18 protein-coding genes are annotated in these 20,528 nt (G+C 69.9%); 13 read left to right on the top strand and 5 right to left on the bottom strand.

Annotated elements, in window-relative coordinates; genetic code table 11:
• Positions 1–65: 65 nt before the first annotated feature.
• Complete coding sequence (locus OHA89_RS32045) at positions 66–2,498, top strand: SpoIIE family protein phosphatase (RefSeq protein WP_266611214.1); 2,433 nt, start codon at positions 66–68, stop codon at positions 2,496–2,498.
• Positions 2,499–2,711: 213 nt separating this feature from the next.
• A complete protein-coding gene (locus tag OHA89_RS32040; protein WP_215144919.1) occupies positions 2,712–2,942 on the top strand; it encodes a response regulator transcription factor in 231 nt (76 codons plus the stop codon).
• Between the two features lie 16 nt (positions 2,943–2,958).
• On the opposite strand, the gene OHA89_RS32035 is transcribed toward OHA89_RS32040, so the two are convergent.
• The 5 genes from OHA89_RS32035 to OHA89_RS32015 all read right to left on the bottom strand — a co-directional run bounded on the left by OHA89_RS32035 (position 2,959) and on the right by OHA89_RS32015 (position 7,341).
• Positions 2,959–3,975 carry a serine/threonine-protein kinase gene (locus OHA89_RS32035; RefSeq protein WP_266611212.1) on the bottom strand — a complete coding sequence of 339 codons (1,017 nt, stop codon included), beginning with the start codon at positions 3,973–3,975 and terminating at the stop codon, positions 2,959–2,961.
• A gap of 188 nt (positions 3,976–4,163) precedes the next feature.
• On the bottom strand, positions 4,164–4,760 hold the full coding sequence (locus OHA89_RS32030) for a hypothetical protein (RefSeq protein WP_406367700.1): 597 nt from the start codon (positions 4,758–4,760) through the stop codon (positions 4,164–4,166).
• A gap of 116 nt (positions 4,761–4,876) precedes the next feature.
• On the bottom strand, positions 4,877–5,353 hold the full coding sequence (locus OHA89_RS32025; RefSeq protein ID WP_266611209.1) for a hypothetical protein: 477 nt from the start codon (positions 5,351–5,353) through the stop codon (positions 4,877–4,879).
• Positions 5,354–5,460: 107 nt separating this feature from the next.
• On the bottom strand, positions 5,461–6,024 hold the full coding sequence (locus tag OHA89_RS32020; protein WP_215144925.1) for a hypothetical protein: 564 nt from the start codon (positions 6,022–6,024) through the stop codon (positions 5,461–5,463).
• A 282-nt stretch (positions 6,025–6,306) separates the two neighbouring features.
• Positions 6,307–7,341: a helix-turn-helix domain-containing protein gene (locus tag OHA89_RS32015; RefSeq protein WP_406367699.1), complete on the bottom strand. Its 1,035-nt coding sequence runs from the start codon at positions 7,339–7,341 to the stop codon at positions 6,307–6,309.
• A 108-nt stretch (positions 7,342–7,449) separates the two neighbouring features.
• Here OHA89_RS32015 and OHA89_RS32010 point away from each other — a divergent pair, with 108 nt between their 5' ends.
• The 11 genes from OHA89_RS32010 to OHA89_RS31960 all read left to right on the top strand — a co-directional run bounded on the left by OHA89_RS32010 (position 7,450) and on the right by OHA89_RS31960 (position 20,513).
• Positions 7,450–8,343: an alpha/beta hydrolase gene (locus OHA89_RS32010; protein WP_266611206.1), complete on the top strand. Its 894-nt coding sequence runs from the start codon at positions 7,450–7,452 to the stop codon at positions 8,341–8,343.
• Between the two features lie 209 nt (positions 8,344–8,552).
• Positions 8,553–9,692 carry a serine hydrolase domain-containing protein gene (locus tag OHA89_RS32005; RefSeq protein ID WP_406368661.1) on the top strand — a complete coding sequence of 380 codons (1,140 nt, stop codon included), beginning with the start codon at positions 8,553–8,555 and terminating at the stop codon, positions 9,690–9,692.
• Positions 9,693–9,766: 74 nt separating this feature from the next.
• Entirely contained in the window at positions 9,767–10,834 is a 1,068-nt protein-coding gene (locus OHA89_RS32000; RefSeq protein ID WP_257557626.1) for a hypothetical protein, read from the top strand.
• A gap of 196 nt (positions 10,835–11,030) precedes the next feature.
• Positions 11,031–12,119, top strand: a complete 1,089-nt coding sequence (locus OHA89_RS31995) for a hypothetical protein (RefSeq protein ID WP_266611204.1) — start codon at positions 11,031–11,033, stop codon at positions 12,117–12,119.
• A 23-nt stretch (positions 12,120–12,142) separates the two neighbouring features.
• The gene (locus tag OHA89_RS31990) at positions 12,143–12,871 is read left to right on the top strand and encodes a hypothetical protein (RefSeq protein WP_215144930.1); all 729 of its coding nucleotides are present in this window, start codon (positions 12,143–12,145) and stop codon (positions 12,869–12,871) included.
• 12 nt (positions 12,872–12,883) lie between these two features.
• Positions 12,884–13,651, top strand: a complete 768-nt coding sequence (locus tag OHA89_RS31985; protein WP_266611202.1) for a hypothetical protein — start codon at positions 12,884–12,886, stop codon at positions 13,649–13,651.
• 32 nt (positions 13,652–13,683) lie between these two features.
• Positions 13,684–14,793 carry a M14 family metallopeptidase gene (locus tag OHA89_RS31980; protein ID WP_266611200.1) on the top strand — a complete coding sequence of 370 codons (1,110 nt, stop codon included), beginning with the start codon at positions 13,684–13,686 and terminating at the stop codon, positions 14,791–14,793.
• 78 nt (positions 14,794–14,871) lie between these two features.
• Entirely contained in the window at positions 14,872–16,224 is a 1,353-nt protein-coding gene (locus OHA89_RS31975) for an MFS transporter (protein ID WP_266611198.1), read from the top strand.
• Between the two features lie 37 nt (positions 16,225–16,261).
• Positions 16,262–17,500, top strand: a complete 1,239-nt coding sequence (locus tag OHA89_RS31970; protein WP_215144937.1) for an ATP-grasp domain-containing protein — start codon at positions 16,262–16,264, stop codon at positions 17,498–17,500.
• 156 nt (positions 17,501–17,656) lie between these two features.
• Entirely contained in the window at positions 17,657–19,012 is a 1,356-nt protein-coding gene (locus tag OHA89_RS31965; RefSeq protein WP_266612532.1) for a hydroxyacid-oxoacid transhydrogenase, read from the top strand.
• A 43-nt stretch (positions 19,013–19,055) separates the two neighbouring features.
• Complete coding sequence (locus tag OHA89_RS31960; RefSeq protein ID WP_406367698.1) at positions 19,056–20,513, top strand: aldehyde dehydrogenase family protein; 1,458 nt, start codon at positions 19,056–19,058, stop codon at positions 20,511–20,513.
• Positions 20,514–20,528 lie beyond the last annotated feature (15 nt).

Raw genomic sequence — 20,528 nt, 5'->3', positions numbered from 1 at the left:
AGCCCCTGGCCGTGCAATGCCGTGGAACAGCGGCAAAGGAACTAGCGAGGGTGAGATGAGCGGCGATGGAGCAAGTTCCCACCTCTCCTGGTGAGCGGCCGGAGCAGGCGAGCGCCTCCCCCGAGTCGGCGTACACGGCCACGGCCACCATCAGCGAGCAGGGCATCGTGACCGAGTGGAGCGAGGATGCCCGTCGGCTGCTCGGCTACGTGCCCTCCGAGGTACTGGGACTGCCCGCCGCCCAGCTGCTCGCCGACGGCGCCGGCGATACGGCGTGGCGGATCCCGTCCGGGCAGGAGCGGTGGAGCGGCACGGTGGCGCTGCGGCACCGGGACGGCCGGCGGCTGGAACTGGGGCTGCTCGCGCACCGCTGGACGTCCACCGGCGGGACCGCCAAGTGGTTCGTGGTGTCCGCCGTGGCGGGCGAGCCCCGCACGCCCCGGGGCGTATCGCTGAACGAATGGGCGTTCACCCAGTCCCCCTGCTTCATGGCGATCTTCGACGCGGACCTGCGGCTGGTGCGGGCGAACGCCGGCATGGAGCGCACGCTGTCCCTCACGGAGGCCGAGATGCGCGGGCTGCGCCTGCCGGACATCGCGCCGGATCCCGTGAGCGACGAGACCGAGCGGAAGATGCGCCTGGTGCTCGAGACCGGTGAGCCGCAGTACGAGGAGGCCTTCGTCCGCCCCACGGGCGCGAGCACGGAGCACGGCTGGGCGACCTCGCTGGCCCCTTTGCGGGACCGGGACGGCCGGGTGCACGCGGTGTGCCTGGCCGCGCACGACAGGACCGGGATCGAGGGCGACCGGCAGCTGATGCTCCTGCCGGACGACGCGGGCGCCCGCATCGGCACCACCATGGACGGCGCCCGCACCGCGCAGGAGCTGGCCGACGCCGCCGTCCCCCGGTTCGCCGATTTCGCGCTCGTCGACCTGCTGGAGCCTCCCCCGCGCGCTGACGAACCGCCCACCGGCCCGGTGGCAGGTCCGGTCACCGTGTCCCGTACCGCCGCGCGGTCGGTCCTCGAAGGAAGCCCGGAGTCCCGGGTCGCCGTCGGAGAGACGGTCGTCTATCCGCCGCTGTCGCCTCCCGTCGAGTGTCTGGCCGCGGGCCGTGGCGCCGTGTACGGGACGAGCGACTCGGCCGTCGCCCGATGGGTGGCCGAGGACCCGGGGGCCTCCTGGATCCGAGAGAACGGGACCCACTCGATGATGGTGGTGCCGCTGCGTTTCGGCGGCACCACGCTCGGCCTGGCCGTGTTCGGCCGTCACCAGCGCCGGGAGCCCTTCCAGCCGGAGGACCTGTGGCTGGCCCAGGAGCTCACGGCCAGGGCGGCCGCCAGCATCCACAAGGCGCGCCGGTTCAACCGGGAGCACACCAGCACCATGACGCTGCAGCGCAGCCTGCTCCCGCAGTCGCTGCCCCATCACGCGGCGCTCGAGACCGCCTCCCGCTACCTGCCCGCCGGTACCGATGCCGGAGTGGGCGGCGACTGGTTCGACGTGATTCCGCTGTCCGGCGCCCGGGTGGCCCTGGTCGTGGGCGATGTCGTCGGCCACGGCATCCGTGCCGCCGCCACCATGGGCCGGCTGCGCACCGCGGTGCGCACCCTGGCCGACGTCGACCTGCCGCCCGACGAGCTGCTCACCCACCTCGATGACCTGATCATCCACCTGTCGGCCGACGAGGCCGACCGGGACGGCGCCGGGGAAACGGCCGGGGGCATCGGCACCACCTGCCTGTACGTGGTCTACGACCCGGTCACCCGCCACTGCACCGTCGCCCGGGCCGGCCACCCGCCGCCCGTCGTGGTCTCCCCGGAAGGCTCCGTGTACCTCCTCGACGTTCCGGCCGGCCCGCCGCTGGGCCTGGGGGGCCTGCCCTTCGAGACCATCGACGTCGAGCTTCCCGAGGGCAGCATCCTCGCCCTTTACACCGATGGTCTGCTGCAACCCCGTGAGCGCGACATCGACGAGGCCCTGGACGGCATGTTCGCGGCTCTCTCCCGTCCCGCCTCCACGCTGGACACGGTCTGCGACCGCGTGCTGACGGCTCTGCTGACTCACCCTCCCGATGACGACGTCGCCCTGCTCGTCGCCCGGACCCGGGCCCTCCACGCCGACAAGGTCGTCGTCTGGGACCTGCCCTCCGACCCCTCCATCGTCTCCAGCGCCCGTCGGCACACCACCGACCAGCTGACGGCCTGGGGGCTCGACGAGGCCGCGTTCGTCAGCGAGCTCGTGGTCAGCGAGCTGGTCACCAATGCCATCCGCTACGGCCAGCCGCCGATCCAGCTCCGGCTGATTCACCAGGACCGCACCCTGATCTGCGAAGTCTCCGACTCGAGCAATACCGCCCCGCACATGCGGCGCGCCCGGACCTTCGACGAAGGCGGGCGGGGCCTGCTGCTGGTCGCCCAGCTGGCGAGGCGCTGGGGCACCCGGCACGCCTCCATCGGCAAGACCATCTGGGCCGAGCAGTCCCTGGTCGGGTACTGAGGCATCGGGTACCGAGGCATCCAGACGCGCGGGCGTTCCCTGTGCGTTCCCTGCGGCGTTCCCTGTGACACGCCCGTGACAGTCGGCGGACAGCGCCATGACGTCGCCCGAACAAGCTCTTTAACAAGGACATACACCGACATTCAGGCATATGTCCCCTGCTTCCGAGGACGTGAGCATCGATGACCGAGCCGATTCGTCGGAGGGAATCCCATGAGCCTCACACTCACCATGCCGAACGCCGAAACCACCGCACCCGCGCTGGCCCCGCGTGAGCAGGAGGCACTGCGACACATCGCAGCAGGGTGCACCTACCTGCAGGCGGCCCGCCACATGGGGCTCTCGAAGCACACGGTCGACGCCTACCTCCGCCGGATCCGCGCCAAGCTGGGCATCAACACCACGGCGGAAATGACCCGGCTGGCCATCTCCCTGGGGCTGTGACACCGGACCGGATGACCTACGGCCCCCCAGGCGGGCCATGGAAGACCGGCCGGGCCCAGGCCGGAGGCTCCGGGGGCGGCTCGGGGTTCGCCGAGACCCCGGCAGACCGGGCATCCGCGGGGGATGACGGATCGGCCCGATGGCCGCCACCGTTCCCGGTGGCGGCGCGCAGGGCCGCCACGAATTCCAGGCACGAGCCGTAACGGTCCTCGGGAACCTTCGCGAGGGCCTTTTGCATGACCTCGTCGGCGGCGGACGCGATTTCCGGCCTCCTCTCGTTCAAGAGAGGGGGCTGGTCGTATTGGTGCGCCCACAGCAGCGCCGCGGCGTCGTCACGCTCGAAGGGCGGCCCGCCGGCGAGGGATTCGTAGACGACACAGGCGAGGCTGTAGAGATCGCACCTGCCGTCCACCGGCCGGCCGGAGATCTGTTCCGGTGCCATGTAGTCGAGCGTGCCGACGAACTCTCCCGTGGTGGTGAACCCGGTGAGCGCCAGCGACTTCTTCGTCAGCCCGAAGTCCGTGAGATAGATGTGTTCGGGGTGCTCGCTGTCGGTGCCCGCGGCGACCAGGATGTTGCCGGGCTTGACGTCCCGGTGCACCAGATCGTGCTCATGCGCCGCGTCGAGCGCGGATGCCACCTGGGCGGCGATACGAAGGGCGGTCGCGACGGGGAGCGGGCCGTCCCGGTCCAGCAGGGCTCGCATGTCCAGACCGGCGACGTAACGCATGGCGATGTACAGGACCCCGTCGGTCTCACCGGCTTCGAAGATCGGCACGATGTGCGGGTGGTCTATCGACGCGGCCACCCGCGATTCGTGCGTGAAGCGGCGCCGGAAGGTGTCGTCGCGGGCCCGCTCCGGGGCGATCAGCTTGAGCGCGACCGTACGGTCCAGGCGCAGGTCCTTCGCGCAGTAGACGACGGCCATGCCGCCACGGCCGAGCATGCGCTCCACCCGGTAGCCCGCGATCTGCTTCCCGATCAGGGCGGACGGCCGGCCCGTGTACATGCTCAGGTTCGGTGCCGTGCCCATCAGACGGACCCCGTCCTCGATAGTCCGTGACCAGCCTCCGGACGACAGTCGACGCGACAGGCCGCTCTTCCGTACCTGAAAGTCTATCCAGCGGGCCGCACGAGTGCCCGGCCTGCTTGCTGCGGGTGCGGTGCCCGGCGCACGGATCGGGCCCGCAGCCGAGAGGCTGCGGGCCCGATCCGTGGGGGTCAGCCTTCGCCGCCGTCGCCACCGCGGCCGCCCTGACCGCTGGTCTGGCAGCCGATGCCGATGCAGATGCCGCCGTCGCCACCGAAGCCGCCGTCACCGCCGTCACCGCCGGGAGGCGCGGCCCCGCCGTTGCCGCCGTTGCCGCCGTTGGAGCTGCCGTTGCACACTCCGGCACAGACCCCGCCGCCGCCGCCGTTCGTGCCGTTGCCGCCCACGGGGCCGGTAGTGCCGTTGCCCCCGTTGGCGCTGCCGTTGCACTGCCCGACACAGACCCCGCCCTTGGTTCCGTTGGTGCCGTTGACCGACCCGTCGCACTTGCCCGCGCACACCCTGTCACCGACGCGGACGGTGCCGTTGCCCACCTTGACGCTGCCGCTGCCGGCTTTGAGCTTGCCGAGCACCTTGCCGGCGCCGATCCGGTTCCCGCCCTGCCCGCTGTCACCGCTGCCGAGGGCGAGGCCGTGCTGCTGGACCGCGGAGACCTGGGCGGCCGGGGCTGCCGGAGCCGCTGAGGCGGCGGGCGCCATGGCACCGGCACCGATCAGGGTCGACGAGATGGCAATACCGAGACGAAACTTCCAAGAGCGCACTCGCATGAGATTCTCCTTGCCAAGAAATGGGTTCGTAGGTCATTCCGGTACCGGAAAGAAGCGGGCTCCCCGGCCCATTTGGGCCGGGGAGCCCTTCCGCCCCGGTTTTCCCGCACTGGTTCTCACTGGGAGAAGGGGGAGTCACCTCCCATCAGGGCGAACCAGTCACCTTCCTTGTACTGCTCCTTCCAGGTGTCGAGCTGGCTCTCGGAAATCTTGTACTTGTCGGCGATCTTCTCCTTCATCTCGTCCGAGTCGTCGGCCATCAGGATCAGCACGATCTGCACCTTGTCGACCACCGACAGCTCCGACTTGTCCTTGTCGGGCAGGTCACTGAACCGGAGGCATCCGGAGCGGCCGGGCTGGCCGGGCTCGCCCGGCTTACCGGGCTTACCGCCCTTGCCACCCTCTCCACCCTTGCCGCCCTCTCCACCCTTGCCGAGCTTGAAGCAGGGTTCCGGGTGGTCGGCGACGGCCGAAGAGCTGGCGCCGGTCGGGGTGTGGGACTGCGACGCTTGCGCGGCACAGGCCGTACCGGTGACGAGGGCCAGGGAGGCCGCCGCCAGGATGAGCGGACGCTGCCAGGAAATCGTGAACATGGGGGTTTCTCCGTTGCCGTCATCGAGAGGGGTGGGGGGTGAGAAAGGGGGGTGGGGGTGGGGGTGGAGGCCGTGAAGGCCTCCACCCCGTCGGACCGAGGCGCCTGTCAGAAGATGGAGCCGCCACCGTTGCCGGCGTTCCCGCCGAGGCCACCGATCAGGCCGCCGAAGCCACCGTCACCGGCGTCGCCGCCCTTGCCGCCCTTGAAGATGCTGAAGCCGCCGTCGCCGCCGTTGCCGCCCTTGCCGCCGAACAGCGTCCCGTCGCCGCCCCCACCGCCGCCGCCGCCCTCGCCGCCCTCGAGGATTCCGGTGCCGCCCTTGCCGCCGTCGCCGCCGGCGCCACCGATACGGCCTTCGCCGCCACCGCCGCCACCGCCGCCGCCACCGCCGACGAGGACCCCGTCGCCACCGGCGCCACCGCCGCCACCCTTACCGCCGGTGCCGAGGACGCTGCCACCGCCGGCGCCGCCGGAACCACCGCCGCCCCCGACGAGGCCGCCGCTGCCGCCCTTGCCACCCTTTCCTCCGGCGCCACCGTCACTCGGCAGGGCCGTGGCCACGTGTCCGGGCATCGGAGCCGCAGTTGCCACGGAGGCCGGAAGGGCGATCCCTCCACCGATGAAAGCGATGGAAGCGGCCAGCGACGCGATACGAATCTTGCGGTTCATGATTTTCTCCTAGCTATGACGAATATTGAGGTGCCCCGGGGATTCGGGACGGTGCGGTGATATCAGGGAGAGGAGAAACCCTCCGGGAGGAGGTCTTCCGTCTCTGCCCTGTTGCCTCGTTCCGTTTCCGGTGAGGCTTCCTTCCCGCTCCATAAGTAAGCCCCGCCGGGCACACCCGGGTCATGTTCCGGAAAGTCGGGACTTGACGCACCACAAAACACCAGGTAAAAGTCGCGTGCGCGCGCATCCGCAGCCGTCAGGAGCGGTGCGGGAGGGTCTTCCTCAGTCGTCGAGCAGCCGCCATGCGGTGAGGGCGATCCTGGCCCGTGTCAGCCCGCCGGGTTCGGTGAGCTCGATGCCCAGGGTCTTCGCGATCTGTTCCAGTCGGCGGGCGATGCTGCTGTGGTGCAGGTGGAGGAGGTCGGCTGCCCGGCGCAGGGAGCCGGTGACGCAGTAGGCGTCCAGCGTCTGAAGATCCTCCGGGCTGCCTGCGATGCGGGCGATGGCGGCCACGTCGGCGTTGTCGCGCGAGACGTCCCGGGGTATCTCGGCCAGGAGCGCCAGCGCGCCCAGGCCGGCGTAGGGGATGACGGGTTCACGCGGGGTCGTGAAGCGGAGGGCGGTGCGGGCTTCCCGCCAGGCCCGGTCAAGGCGTCCGGCGGTGCTGATGCCCGCGCGTACGCCGGCCGGAAAGCGGGCCGGGTCCACGGTGGTGGCCAGGATGACGCCCACGTCGCCGAGCGGCGCCGCCTTCACCTGGCGGGCCGGGCACACCAGGCCGCCGATCCGGTCCAGCGCAAGCCGCGACCGTACGGCGACGACGTGGACCGGCGGGTCGGCGGCGAAACCGAGGAGCCGCAGCGCCCGGGCGCGGGCCGCCTCGTCGCTGTCGGCGCTGATCGCCAGTTCGACGAGGGCGGGGTCGGCCATGGTGGTGCGGGCCGGGCCGTACCGCTCGGCGACGGCCGCGGCGGCGATGGCGAGCCGGTCGAGGAGGACCTCGTCGAGCGGGCCGGGCGCTCCGGGGCGCTCCAGCCACGCCGTGCCGATCTCCTCCTCGTCGAGGGTGACCGGCACGGTGGTGGACGCGGATGCCGGCGGTGCGGACGCCTCCTTGCCGTCGGGCGAGATGCGGATCGCCCGCCCCGTGCCGTGGAGCCGGATCCCGGCCACGCACTCGGCCAGGCCCGCCGAGGCCCGGGCGAGCGCCGGGAGGTCCACCCGCCGGCGCATCAGCGTGTCGTAGAAGGCGATGATGCGGATCGCGCCGTCCACGTACGGATCCAGTCCCGACAGCCGTAAAGCCAGTGCCTGCATGGCAGAAGGATAGGAGGGCAGGGGTGCGCCGATCGGTGCGTGATCGGGGCGGGATGCGCGACGGACGGCGGATGACCCCCGTGGGTGACGACCGTGAGGATGGTCGTCATGGATCCCGAACTCGAAGCATTCGTACCGTTCCTGCCTGACCTCGACATGGACGACCCGGTCGCCTCGCGCAAGGACTTCGCCGAGCGTGCCGCCGGGGCGCCGGCACCGGACACCTCGAACATGGAGGTCGAGGACCGCACCGTTCCCGCCGATCCGGACGTGGCGGTGCGGATCTACCGCCCGCACCGGGCACAGGGCGCACTCGTCTGGCTGCACGGCGGCGGAGGCGTCTTCGGCGGCCTGGACAGCGAGCATCCGTGGGCCGCACGGCTCGCGGACCTCTCCGGGGCGGTGGTGATCTCGGTCGACTACCGCCTGGCGCCCGAGCACCGGTTCCCGGCCGCCCTGGACGACGCCTACGCCGTACTGACCTGGACCGCCGAGCACGCGGCCGAACTCGGCGTCGACCCGGAGCGGATCGCGGTCGGCGGTCACAGCGCCGGCGGGGGGCTCGCGGCCGCGGTGGCGTTGCGGGCGCGTGACCATCAGGGGCCGCCGATCCGCTTCCAGCTGCTCAACGAGCCCGGACTCGACGACCGGGAACAGACGTGGTCGCGCCGGGAGTTCACCGACGTGCCCTGGATGAACCGCGACAAGGTCGCCGCAGCATGGCGGCACTACCTGGGTTCCCAGCCCGCCACGCCGTACGCCGCCCCCGCGCGGGCCGCCCACCTGTCCGGCCTGCCCCCGGCGTACATCGCCACCGCGGAGCTCTGCCCCAACCGTGACGAGGACATCGCCTACGCGCTGCGCCTGCTGCAGGCGGGCGTGTCGGTCGACCTGCACCAGTGGCCCGGCACGTTCCACGGATCGCAGGCGATCCTCTCCGCCGAGGTGTCGCAACGCCAGATCGCCGACCTCACCGCAGCCCTGCGCCGCGCGCTGGCCTAGGTCGTGTCTGCCGAACAGCACGGGGAGAGTGCCCCGTTGCCCACATTGATCACGAAAGGACGGATGTCTTGAAGATCCGAATGGTGTTGTGCGGAGGCGTGGCCGCGCTGGTTGCCTGTACGGGCACGGTGGCGGCGGCCCCCGCACCCGACCGGACCGGCAGCACGAGCCCGTCGTCCGGCTTCGATCCCGCGGAGCTGCAGTCCGCCATGGACGGTGTCCACAGCGCGGGGATACCGGGGGTGTACGCCGAGGTGCGCGATGCCGGCCTGACCTGGCGCGGCGCCTCCGGCGTCGCCGATGTCGGAACCGGCCGTCCCGTCAGGCCCGACATGCGCCACCGCGTCGGCAGCGTCACCAAGACCTTCACCGCCGCCGCCGTCATGCAGCAGGTCGAGCAGGGCCGGATCCGGCTCGACGCGCCGATCGGCGGCTATCTGCCGCAGCTGGTGCCCGGAGAGCGCGGCAGGAAGATCACGGTGCGGATGCTGCTCAACCACACCAGCGGCATCCCCGATTACATCCCCTACGCGTTCCCGTCCATCCAGGGGTTCCCTTCCCTGCCGGACGTCTCGTCCAAGAGCCTGGACGACAACCGGTTCAGGCAGTTCCGGCCGGCCGAGCTGATCGAGCTGGGGCTCGCGGCGCCTCCCGCCGGCGAGCCCGGAGCCCCCACGGGGGTGTACTCCAACACCAACTACCTGCTCCTCGGCCAACTCCTGGAGCAGGTGACCGGCACCCCGGCCGAGGAGTACATCACCCGGAACGTCATCGAGCGCGCCGGGCTCCGGCACACCGGGTTTCCGGCCGGACCGCGTATCGAGGGACCGCACTCGCGGATGTACGAGGCATTGTGGGGCGTGATCGACCCGCCGCGCGACTACAGCGTCTACAACGCGTCCTGGACGGGGACGGGGGCCGCTCTCGTATCGACCATGGAGGACCTCAACCGCTTCTACGCCAGGCTGCTCGACGGCGGGATCGTCAGCCGGTCGTCGCTGGCGCAGATGCAGCGCACGCTCCCGGTCCGCGCCCTGGACGGATCGACGGTCCAGTACGGCCTCGGTCTGCACATGGTCGAGATCCGGGGCTGCGGCACCTTCTGGGGCCACGACGGCTCCGCCTGGGGGGCCGGAACGCTGTCCCTGACCCGGGCCGACGGCAAGCGACAGATGTCCGTCGCGGTCAACCTCCAGAGGTGGAACGGGCCGGACTCCTCGGGTAATCCGCAGCCCCACCCCATCGACGGCGCACTGTCGGCGCTGTACCGGCAAGCGATGTGCGATGACGGAAACGGCCGGGCCGAGAATGCCTCGCCGACAAAGTTCCCAGGGACAATGGTCCTATAGCGCGCGGTAGCTCCCGGAAGCCAAAGTAGTGACCACGGCGAGGGCAAGTGGCACAGGCCATGACGGGAGTGATCATGACACAGATATCCATCGATCCCGGGCGCTTCAGCCAGTTCGGCGAGGCCACCGGAAGTACTTTCTGTCTGGTCACGAACCCCGAGTTGGCCGATCAGTTCGAGATCGTCGAATCCGCTGCGTACAAGGACTACCTGACGATCCCGATGGGAGCCGGCGACCGTTTCGAGGACCTCCTCGAAAAGCGGATACCGGAACCCGCTCACATTCTGGTGGTCTCACCCCATCGGTTCTTCGAATCTCCGGATCCCGATCTGGTGGGGCAGCGGAAGATCATGGGCATGGCGTGCAACTCGACGCCCACCACCCTCGATGAGATCCGGCACTTCCTCGGCGTCATGGAGCGGACCTCGTCGGTCGACCAGGCGGCGTTCTGCGACACGTTCTTCGAGCTCGCCGAAGAGGCCGACCACCTGGTGTACGCCGATCCCGTGCACGGCACCCGGGCCGTACTCGACCATCTCCGCGACGGCCTGGTGTGGAACCAGCAGGCCGGTCCGCTCGAGTGGGGCGACCAGCAGATCGTCCCGTCCGGCGAGATCAGCGTGCTGCCGGTGGAGATCAGGGAGTTCGACGAGGCCCTGAAACTGCCGCTGGAAGGCGAGATCACGCTGCGCGGGTACCCGATCCTGCACAACGGCACCCCGTCCTTCTCCCGGACCGACCAGGCCCGCATCCACTCCCAGCTCTGGGCGATGCGTGACCACGCCATCAAGGCCAAGGTCGAGGACGGCAGGATCACGCGCCTGGAGGCGCTGGACCCGGGAGCCGCGCCGGCCGTGGCGATGCTGGAGCAGATGTTCGCGGTGGACTCCCGCTACCGGATCGTGTGGGAGATCGGCCACGCCCTCAACACCTCCCTCGACATCCTGCCCGGCAACCACGCCATGAACGAGGTGTACGGCGGCACGGAAGGCTGTCTCCACTACGGCCTCGGGCTCACTCCGTACACCCAATACCACCTGGACATCATTTCGCCCGACACGCGCGTCCTCACGAGTAATGGACTGGCGCTGATCGGACACCCGGACCACCCCACGGTGGAGAGGGTCGTCACCGCGGACTAGCGGCTATCGACCGTCCGACCGTTCGGGGTGAATGTAAAAAAATACAATTAACAGGAGGTGACTGTCATGAAGAAGATCAAGGTGCAGAAGAACCGTAACTACCTGGGCACGCTCCTGGGCTGAGTACCGACCCGTGGCGGGGCATGTGAATGCCCCGCCACGGGGTTCTCGTCGTCTTTCACTAGGGAGTGCGCCCGTGTCACCGCTGGATCTCACCACAGCTGACTTCGGTCAATTCGGCGAGCCGGTCGAGACATTCTGTCTGATAACGAGTGAGGACGGCGGCGAGCCCCTCTCGCTGCTTCCCGGTGACGGGTATTCCCGTGTGGTCCACCTGACCCTGCCGCGCGGGACGCGCCTGGGCACGCTGATCGCCGAGAGCGTTCCGCCGGACGCGCACGTACTGGCCGTCTGCCCCGGCCGCTTCCTCGACTCGCCGACGCCGCAGGAGCTGGGCGCGCGCAAGCTGGCCGTACTGCCGGCGGGCTCCACGCCGCTCACCGACGAGTACGTCCGCTACTTCCTGCGCACCGCGGCGAAAACCGACATCGCCCAACATGCGGCCACCGCCGAGGAGTTCTTCGACCTCGTCGGGGACAGCGACCGGCTGACGATCGTCGACGACGCCTCGGGCACCGAAGCCGAGTTCGACCACACGGTGGGCGACTGCGTCTGGAACCAGCAGGCGGGAATCCTGGAACCGGGCGATCAACAGATCTTCCCTTCCGGCAAGTTGAGCGTGACCGCCGCCGAGATCACCACCTTCGAGCCGGAAGCCCGGCTGCTCGGTCTCCACGGGGACCTGACGCTGCGCGGGTGGCCGATCGTGCACCGGCACGCGGACCCCGCCGACGGCGCCGAGCAGCAGCGGATGTTCGAAGCGCTCTCCCCCCTCGTCTCCCACGCCGTGACGCTCCACGTCACCGCCGGAAGCATCGAGGGTGTCACCCCGCAGACTTCGGGGGCCGCGCCGGCCGCCGCGGAGCTGGACAAGCTCCTCACCGACGATCCGCGTTACCGCGTCATCTGGGAACTCGGCTTCGGGATCAACACCACCACAGAGGTCATTCCGGCGAACTGCGGACCCAACGAGGTGTACGGCGCCACCGGCGGCGTGGTCAACCTCGGGCTGGGGATCACACCGGCCACGCGTTTCGCCCTGGCCTTCCTCTGCCCCCGCAGCTCGCTGCTGACATCGGACGGAACCGTCGTACTCGGCGCCCGCAAAGCGGTGCGCCGCGGCCGGATGCAGCGCGTCTCCAGCGCGAGTTGCGGCTGCCACTGACCCCACAGGAGGGAAGCAAGCCCATGACGATCAACCCCGAACTGCGCAAGCGGGTCGACGCGATCCTCGACACCTTCATCAAGGACTTCTACGAGACGGTCCCGTTCGCCCAGCACCAGAAGAGTGCCGCCGAACTCAACCTGGACTACTACAAGCGCCACAACATCGAGACCATCCTGCGGCTGCGCCGCAAGCGGACCATCGACGCGCTGGCCATCAAGTACTTCACCAAGGTCGACCCGGTGCAGGCCAAGGCCTGGGCGCACTACACCGACGACGAGATGCTGCACGACCGGCTGTTCGCCGCGGACCTCGCCAAGGTCGGCGTCACCAAGGACCAGATCTACTCCACCGAGCCGATGCTCTCCACCAAGCTGCTCACCGGGTACCTCCAGTACGGCATGGAGTTCGAGGACAGCCCGCTCGCGCTGATCACCAGCGTCTACTTCGTGGAGTACGTGACCACGCGCACCCAGCCCGAATGGCTGGACAACCTGGAGAGCGTCCTCGGCCAGGAGAACGTGAAGGGCGCGCGCGCCCACGTCAACACCGACCTCGACGACGACCACGACGACTTCGTGTGGCGGGTGATGTCCACCCTGGTCACCACGGACGCGGACGAGCAGAAGGTCGTCGAGCACCTCAACCACGTCTACTGGCTGTGGAAGCTGTACTTCGTCGAGCTGCACCAGCTCACCGTGCTCGGCCGTACCGAGGGCCAGATCCCGCTGCCCACCTCGGCCGACGTCTGAGCGGGGTCATCCGTGCCGGACAACGACCGGGCCGCACGGCCGAACGGGCGGCAGGGAGTCGAGGTGATGGCCCTGCCGCCCGGCCGGGAGCTGCCGACCGAGACCGAGAAGTGGATCGTGGACGGCCTGGTGGAGACGATGCCCGGCCTGCAGACCCGTCAGCTGTTCACGCTCCGCCGCGACATGCTGACGGAGGCCGACTACGTGGTCGTCGGGGTGGACCGGGAGCGCGATCTTGCCGTTTCGCTGCTCACGTCCCACTGGGCGGAGCTTCCGTCGGGGCGCTCCTGCCTGCACGTCATGATCCAGTTCGTCGGTGACAAGTACCGCAACGGCCCGGTCTTCGGCGAGAGCTGGTCCCTCCACTTCGCCCGGCTGCTGGCCGACGGCCGCCCGTTCCCCGAGGTGATCGCGCTCAAGACGTACAACCCGGTGGTGCACTGCGCGATGTCGGCGTTCAGCGGGCATCCGGACATCAGCATGTACCCCGATCTCGCGGGCAAGGACGACAACCAGGTGGCGCTGGCGGCCGAGGTGGCCGAGGCGCTCGTGCCCGGCGCCGCCTTCGACGCGGCCCGAGGCGTCTTCCCGGGCATCGGCCGTCCGCTCGACCTCTACCGGGAGCGGCCCACCAGCTACGTTCCCGAGGCGAACGCCTACTTCGAGCAGCACGCGGCGCCGGGCGACCGGGTGCTGTGCATGCTGCACGTCCCCACGCAGGACGGGGCGCACTCGATCCTCACGGCCCTGGGTGTGCCGCTGCCCTCCGGGCGCGGCTGAGCCCCCCGGAACTCCAGGAACGCGAGACAGCCATGGCAGACGTCGTCTTTCCCTCCGACTACTCGCAGGCCCGCGGGGACTTCCTGCGTGCGGCCGAAGCAGCGGGCGCGCGGCGCAGGACGTACGCGCTGCCGGGGCACCGCGGGCCCGACGGCGGTGAACTCTGCGTCGACACCGCCTACGTGGGACCGCCCGATCCGGAGAAGCTGCTGGTGACGGTCTCCGGAACGCACGGCATCGAGGGCTTCTGCGGCTCGGCGTGCCAGACCGGGATCCTGCTGCGGGAGGGGGTGGCGAGGGAGGCCGGGCCGAGGACCGGTGTGCTGCTCGTACACGCCCTCAATCCGTACGGTTTCGCGTACCTGCGGCGCGTGAACGAGGACAACGTCGACCTCAACCGGAACTTCGTCGACCACGGGGCCCCGCCGCACAACGACGCGTACGACGCCGTCCACGCGACGCTGGTGCCGCCGGACTCCCCCGCCTTCTCCCCGCATGAGCTGGTGGCGGACCTGACCGTGCTGCGCGAGCGGCTCGGCCCGCAGACCCTGCAGGAGGCCGTCACCCGGGGCCAGTACCGGCACGCCGACGGCCTGTTCTACGGCGGGCTGCGGCCCACCTGGTCCCGGCGGGTGTTCCAGGCGGTGGTGGCCGAGCAGATCGCCGGCGCCGCGCACGTCGCCTACATCGACCTGCACACGGGGCTCGGTGAGCGCGGTGTCGGCGAACCCATCTTCCGCGGCGGCCGTGACGCCCACGCCCATGAGCGGGCCCGGCGCTGGTACGGGGACGCGCTCACCGCCTCGGAGCTGGGCACCTCCTCCTCCACGCCCATCGTGGGCAATACCGCGACCGCGGTGGCCGACGGCCTGGGGCCCGGCAGCCGGCTCACGGCCATCACCCTGGAGTTCGGCACGCAGCCGGGCCCCGAGGTGCTGCTCGCGCTGTGCGCGGATGCCTGGCTGCACCGGCACAGCTCGCCGGCCGAAGCGGTCGGCTCCGAACTCAAGCAGCTGATCCGCGCGGCGTTCTGCCCGGCGGACGACGCGACGTGGCGCGAGCGGATCAGCCGGCGGGCACGCGAGGTCTTCGGTCAGGCCCTCGCCGGACTCGCGGACGCGAAGCCGGGAGACGCCGGATGACCGCGCGTGGCAGGAAATCGTGGACGGACGTCAGTCTGGCCACTGTCGCCCTGGCCTGCAGCGTCGCAGAGTAATCCCATGGCAAGCAGCGATTCCCCCTCTGCAGTGAACGAGACGGAGCCGGAGCCCGTCCACGTCGGCGTCAAAACGGTCTGGCGGGAGTCACCGACAGCCGTGAAGTCCCTGCTCGTCGGCACCGCGGTGAACAGACTCGGCGGTTTCATCCAGGTCTTCATGGTGCTGTACATGACGCAGCGCGGGTTCACCGACGCCCAGGCCGGCATCGCACTCGGCGTCTACGGCGCGGGGACCGTGCTGGGGGTGCTGACCGGCGGCTGGATGTCCGACCGGATCGGTCCGCGGCTGACCATCATGTCGACGCTGGTGAGCTCGGCATTGCTGTTCCCCGCGGTCCTCTACCTGGACAACTACGCGGCGATCCTGACGGTCATCGGAGTCGGCGGAGCCCTGAGCCAGGCGTACCGTCCCGCCTCCACGAGCATGATCAGCCAGCTCATCCCCGCCGAACGCCAGGTCATGATCTTCGCCATGGTCCGGCTGGCGATCAACCTCGGCACGACGGCGGCCCCGCTGCTGGGCGCGGCCCTGGTCCAGGTGTCGTGGGACTTCCTCTTCTGGGGCGAGGCCTTGGCGATCCTGGTCTTCGCGACGGTGGCCGGGGTGACCCTGCCCCACGGCCAGGTGTCCGCGACCGGGGAGAAGGAGGCGGCGGACGCCTCGGAATCCGGGGTCGCGACAGGCCGCAAGCCGAGCTATCTCGCGGTGCTGGCGGACGGCCGTTACCTGCTGTTCCTGCTGGCGATGTTCGCGAGCTCGGTGATCTACATCCAGTACGTTTCGACCCTTCCGCTGACGGTCAAGCACCTCGGCCTGGGCACCGGTGTGTACGCGGCGATGGTCGCGCTCAACGGCGCCCTCGTCATCACCTGCGAGCTGCTGGTCGCCAAGGTGGTGCAGCGCTGGCCGGCCAGGATCGCGGTGATCGCCGGTGTGGCCCTGACCGGCATCGGGATGAGCCTGTACGCACTGCCCTGGGGAATCGCCGCGCTGGTGATCGCGACCCTCGTCTGGTCGCTCGGCGAGATCGTGGGCTATCCGACCCTCTTCTTCGCCTATCCGGCGCAGGCCGGACCGCCCGAGCTGCGCGGCCGCTACCTGGGCGCGTCGAACTCGCTGTACGGACTCGGCACCGCGGTGGGCCCGTTCCTCGGCGTCATGCTCTGGAACAGGTTCGGGGACGGCCTGTGGCTCGGCTGCGGAGCCGTCGGGCTGCTCGCGGTGGGCGCCGCATGGCTGGGTGTGCGCCCCACGGGCGCCGCCGACCGCAAGCCGCCGCGAACGGAGCCGGACGGCGGCGCGGGGTCCGGCGAAGGCCTCGGCACCGGCGCGGAGGCCACCGTCGGCAAGTGAGGCAGGCAGCGCCCAGGCACTACTCAGGAGGAAAGAAATGCCCCGCTACGCGATTCTCGTCGACCCCTACTCCGGCGCGGCCGAGTATGCGAACGCCTTCCGGGAGCGAGACATCGAACCGGTGGCCGTGCTGAGCACGCCGGGCCCGCTCAACTCGTACCGGCGTACGTGGAATCCGGACGCCTTCTTCCGTACGCACCACCACGACGGGGACTTGGCCGAGCTCATCCGGACGGTGAAGGGTTACGACCCGGTCGCCATCATCCCGGGCAACGAGTCCGCGGTCATGCTGGTCGACGCGCTGATCGAGGAACTGATGCCGGGCACGGGCAACGTGTTCGAACTGTCCGAAGCCCGCCGGGACAAATGGCCCATGGGCCAGGCGGTCGCGGCCGCCGGCATCCCGCACCTGCGCCAGATCGCCACCGCCGATCCCGAGGAGGTCGCCGCGTGGATCCGGGACAACGGCCTCGAGGGCCGGCCGCTGGTGCTCAAGCCCCGCCGCAGCGGGGGCACGGACGACGTGCACAAGGTCGGCGCGCGGGAGGACTGGCGGCCCTACTTCAACCGCCTCCTGGGCTCGGTCAACCGCTTCGACATCCGCAACGACACCGTCCTGGTGCAGGAGTTCGCCGAGGGGACGGAGTACATCGTCGACACCTACTCGGTCGACGGGAAGTTCGGGCTGGTCTCGGTCAGCCGCTACAGCAAGTCGGCGAAGAACGACAGGATCGGGATCTACGACGCGGTCGACTACCTGGCCCCGCAGGACCCGATCGCGACGATGCTGGGCGAGTACACCCGTGAGGTGGCCCAGGCGGTCGGAATCCGTACCGGCTGCACCCACACGGAGGTCATGCTCACGGCCGACGGCCCGCGGCTGATCGAGACGGCCGCGCGGCTGGCCGGAAGCTGTCTGCAGTATTCGGCGCGACTGGCCACCGGGGACTGCCAGATCGACCGCACGGTCCGCCACCACCTCGACGGTACGTTCACCCCCGGGTACGAGATCGTGCAGCCGGTGCGCGTGGTGTGGCTGTCCAGCCCGCGTGAGGGAATCCTGCGCAACGCCGAGGCACTGGACGCGGTCCGGGAACTGCCCACCTTCCAGCGGCTGGGCCTGCCCTACCGCAACGGCGAGCAGGTGCCGTGCACGGAGGACCTGTTCACCAGCCTGGGCTGGGTCATCCTCGGCGGCCCGAGCCAGGAATCCGTTGACGCCGACACGGTCCGTGTCAAGGAAATCGAGGCACGGCTGACCGTGGAACCCGCCTGACAGCACGGCGAGGCGGGACGGGGCGGGGAGGGGAACGGGAAGGGGCGGGGTGGGAATTCGGACACCCCGCCCCTTCCCGTATGGGACGAGAGTCCTATGGTGAGGCTGAATTCACCCGACTAATGTGGCCCTCACCTGATCAAATTCGCCGTGAATATGCAACGTAATGTTGCCGGTCAGATAAGAGGGCGAGGGCAGACGGTGGAGCCGGTTGCGTGGGTCGGCGAGAGTTCCCCAGAGCACGAGAGGATCATCGGCTGGCAGGCTCCACCGCTGAAATTCGGTGTCGGCGCCACCCGGGAAATCGGATACGAACTGCGCAGGGCCGGCGTCCGGTCGGTCCTGCTGGTGACCGACCGCGTGCTGGCCGGCCTCGGCCTGCCGGCCCGGGTCGCCAAGCTCATCGAGCAGGAGGGAATCGCGGTCACGGTCTTCGACCGTGCCCAGGTGGAGCCGACCGACGAGAGCTGTACCCAGGCCGCCCGCGAACTGGCGTCCCTGCGGGTGGACGGCTACGTCGGCCTCGGCGGCGGCAGCTCGATCGACACCGCCAAGATGCTGAACCTGCTGCTCACCTACCCCGGCCGGTCGGTACGCGACTACCTGAACCCGCCGATAGGCGCCGGCACCAGGATCCCCGGCCCGCTGAAGCCGCTGGTGGCGGTGCCCACCACGGCCGGGAGCGGCAGCGAGTGCACCGCAATGGTCGCCCTCGGCGTCTCCGGCCTGAACGTGAAGACGGGGATCAGCGATCTGCGGCTGCTGCCGTCCCTGGCGCTGATCGACCCCGCCAACACCCTCACCCTGCCGCCGGCGGTGACCGCGTCATCGGGGTACGACGTGCTGACGCACGCCTGCGAGTCGTATACGGCCCGCCCCTACGACCGGCGTCCCCCCTACCCCACTCCCGCGGACCGGCCGCTGTACGTCGGCGCCAACCCGATCAGTGACGTGTGGGTGGAGCAGGCGCTGAGACTGGTCGGCCGCTACCTCAGGCGGGCCGTGCTCAACCCGGACGACCTGGAGGCCCGGATCGGAATGAGCCAGGCGGCGAGCTATGCCGGAATGGGCTTCGGCAACGCCGGAACCCATATTCCGCACGCGTGCGCCTATCCGATAGCCGGAATGGTCCGGGACTACCGGCCGGAAGGATATACGGTCGATCACCCGATGGTGCCGCACGGCGCCGCGGTCGTCTCCACGGCCCCGGCGGCATTCGAATTCACCTATCCGACATCACCTGAGCGCCACTTGCGTGCGGCCGAGTTGCTCGGTGCGAATCTGGGCGGCGTGTCGACGGCACATGGAGCGGATGTACTTCCGGCCACTTTGCAGCGGCTGGTTGCGGATACCGGCGGTCCAGGCGGCCTTGCGTCGTTCGGTTATTCCGGCAAGGATCTCCCTGCACTTGTCGATGGTGCGCTCAAACAGCAGCGCCTGCTGGTGTGCTGCCCCCGCGACGTCGCCGCTCGTGATCTGACGAGAATTCTCGGCGGTTCGATGACCGGCTGACGACGAGTGTTGCGGTCCCCCACGCAAGGAGCTTGATGCCCCCGTGAGCGAAGCAGACTTACCTGAGTACACGGCCGTCATCGCGGGAAAGAAGGTTCCCGCGGTGGGATGGATCGACGTCCTCGATCCGTCGAACGGCCGCCCGTTCGCGCGAGTGGCCCGCTGCGGCGAAGCCGAGGTCGCCCAGGCCGTGGAGGCGGCCCGGTCCACGTACGAGTCGGCCTGGCGGTTCGCCACGGTGGCGGAGCGGTCCGGGGTCTGCCGCCGGATCGCCGCGGCGATCCGCGCCGAACGCCCGGAACTGGCCAGGCTGGAGACCCTCGACACCGGCAAGCCGCTCAGCCAGTCGCTGGTCGACGCCGACGTCGCCGCACGCTACTTCGACTTCTATGCCAGTGCCGTGGAGGCACTGGGCGGTGAAACGATCCTGCATCAGGCGGACCGGTTCGCCTTCACCCTGCGGGAGCCGTACGGGGTGTGCGGGCACATCATCCCGTGGAACTACCCCCTGCAGATCGCAGCCCGGACCGTCGCACCCGCCCTGGCGGCCGGAAACTGCTGTGTGCTCAAGCCGGCCGAGGACGCGCCGTTGACCTCGCTCCGCCTGGCGGAGATTGTTCTGGAAGCAGGACTCCCGGCGGGCGCACTGAACGTGGTGCCGGGCTACGGAGAGGAGGCAGGAGCGGCACTGGCCGCGCATCCCGACGTGGACCGCCTGGCCTTCACCGGTTCGCGAGAGATCGGCGAGGCCGTCATGTCCGCGGCCGCGAGGAACATCGTGCCGGTCACCCTGGAGCTCGGCGGCAAGTCACCGCACATCGTCCTCCCCGACTTCGACGCCCGGCGAGCGGTGCCGCTGATCGTCGACTCGATCACCGAGCACGCGGGGCAGAACTGTTCCGCCGGAAGCCGGCTGCTCGTCCACCGCTCCGTACACAAGGAGCTGGTGGCGGCCCTCGCGGACGCGTTCCGCGCCCTGCGCATCGGCCCGGGGATCAGCGATCCCGACATGGGACCGCTCATCTCCGCGAAGCAGCGCGACCGGGTGCTCGGCTACCTGGCCGAGGGCGGCAAGGACGGCGTGGTCCGCGCCGGCGGCGCGGTGCCCGAGGGCGAGGCCTACGCCGGGGGGTTCTACGTGGAACCCACGATCCTGGACCACGTGACACCGGAGCACCGGGTGTTCAACGAGGAGATCTTCGGCCCGGTCCTGTGCGTATCGGTGTTCGACGCGCTGGACGAAGCGGTCGAGCTCGCGGAGCACACCACCTACGGGCTGGCCGCCGGTGTCTGGACGTCCAACGTGACCACCGCCCACTGGCTCGCCCAGCGGCTGCGGGTGGGGCAGGTGTTCGTGAACAACTACAGCGCGGCCGGTGGCGTGGAGCTTCCCTTCGGGGGATACAAGCGCTCGGGCATAGGCGTGGAGAAGGGGCTGGAGGCGCTGCGTGAATACACGAGGTGCAAGACGGTGGCCATACACACCCAGGCTCCTGCGTAAATCGAGATTTTGGAC

This window comes from Streptomyces sp. NBC_01546 (assembly GCF_045208355.1).
GTDB lineage: Bacteria > Actinomycetota > Actinomycetes > Streptomycetales > Streptomycetaceae > Streptomyces.
This window is presented reverse-complemented; position numbering and strand designations above follow the sequence as displayed.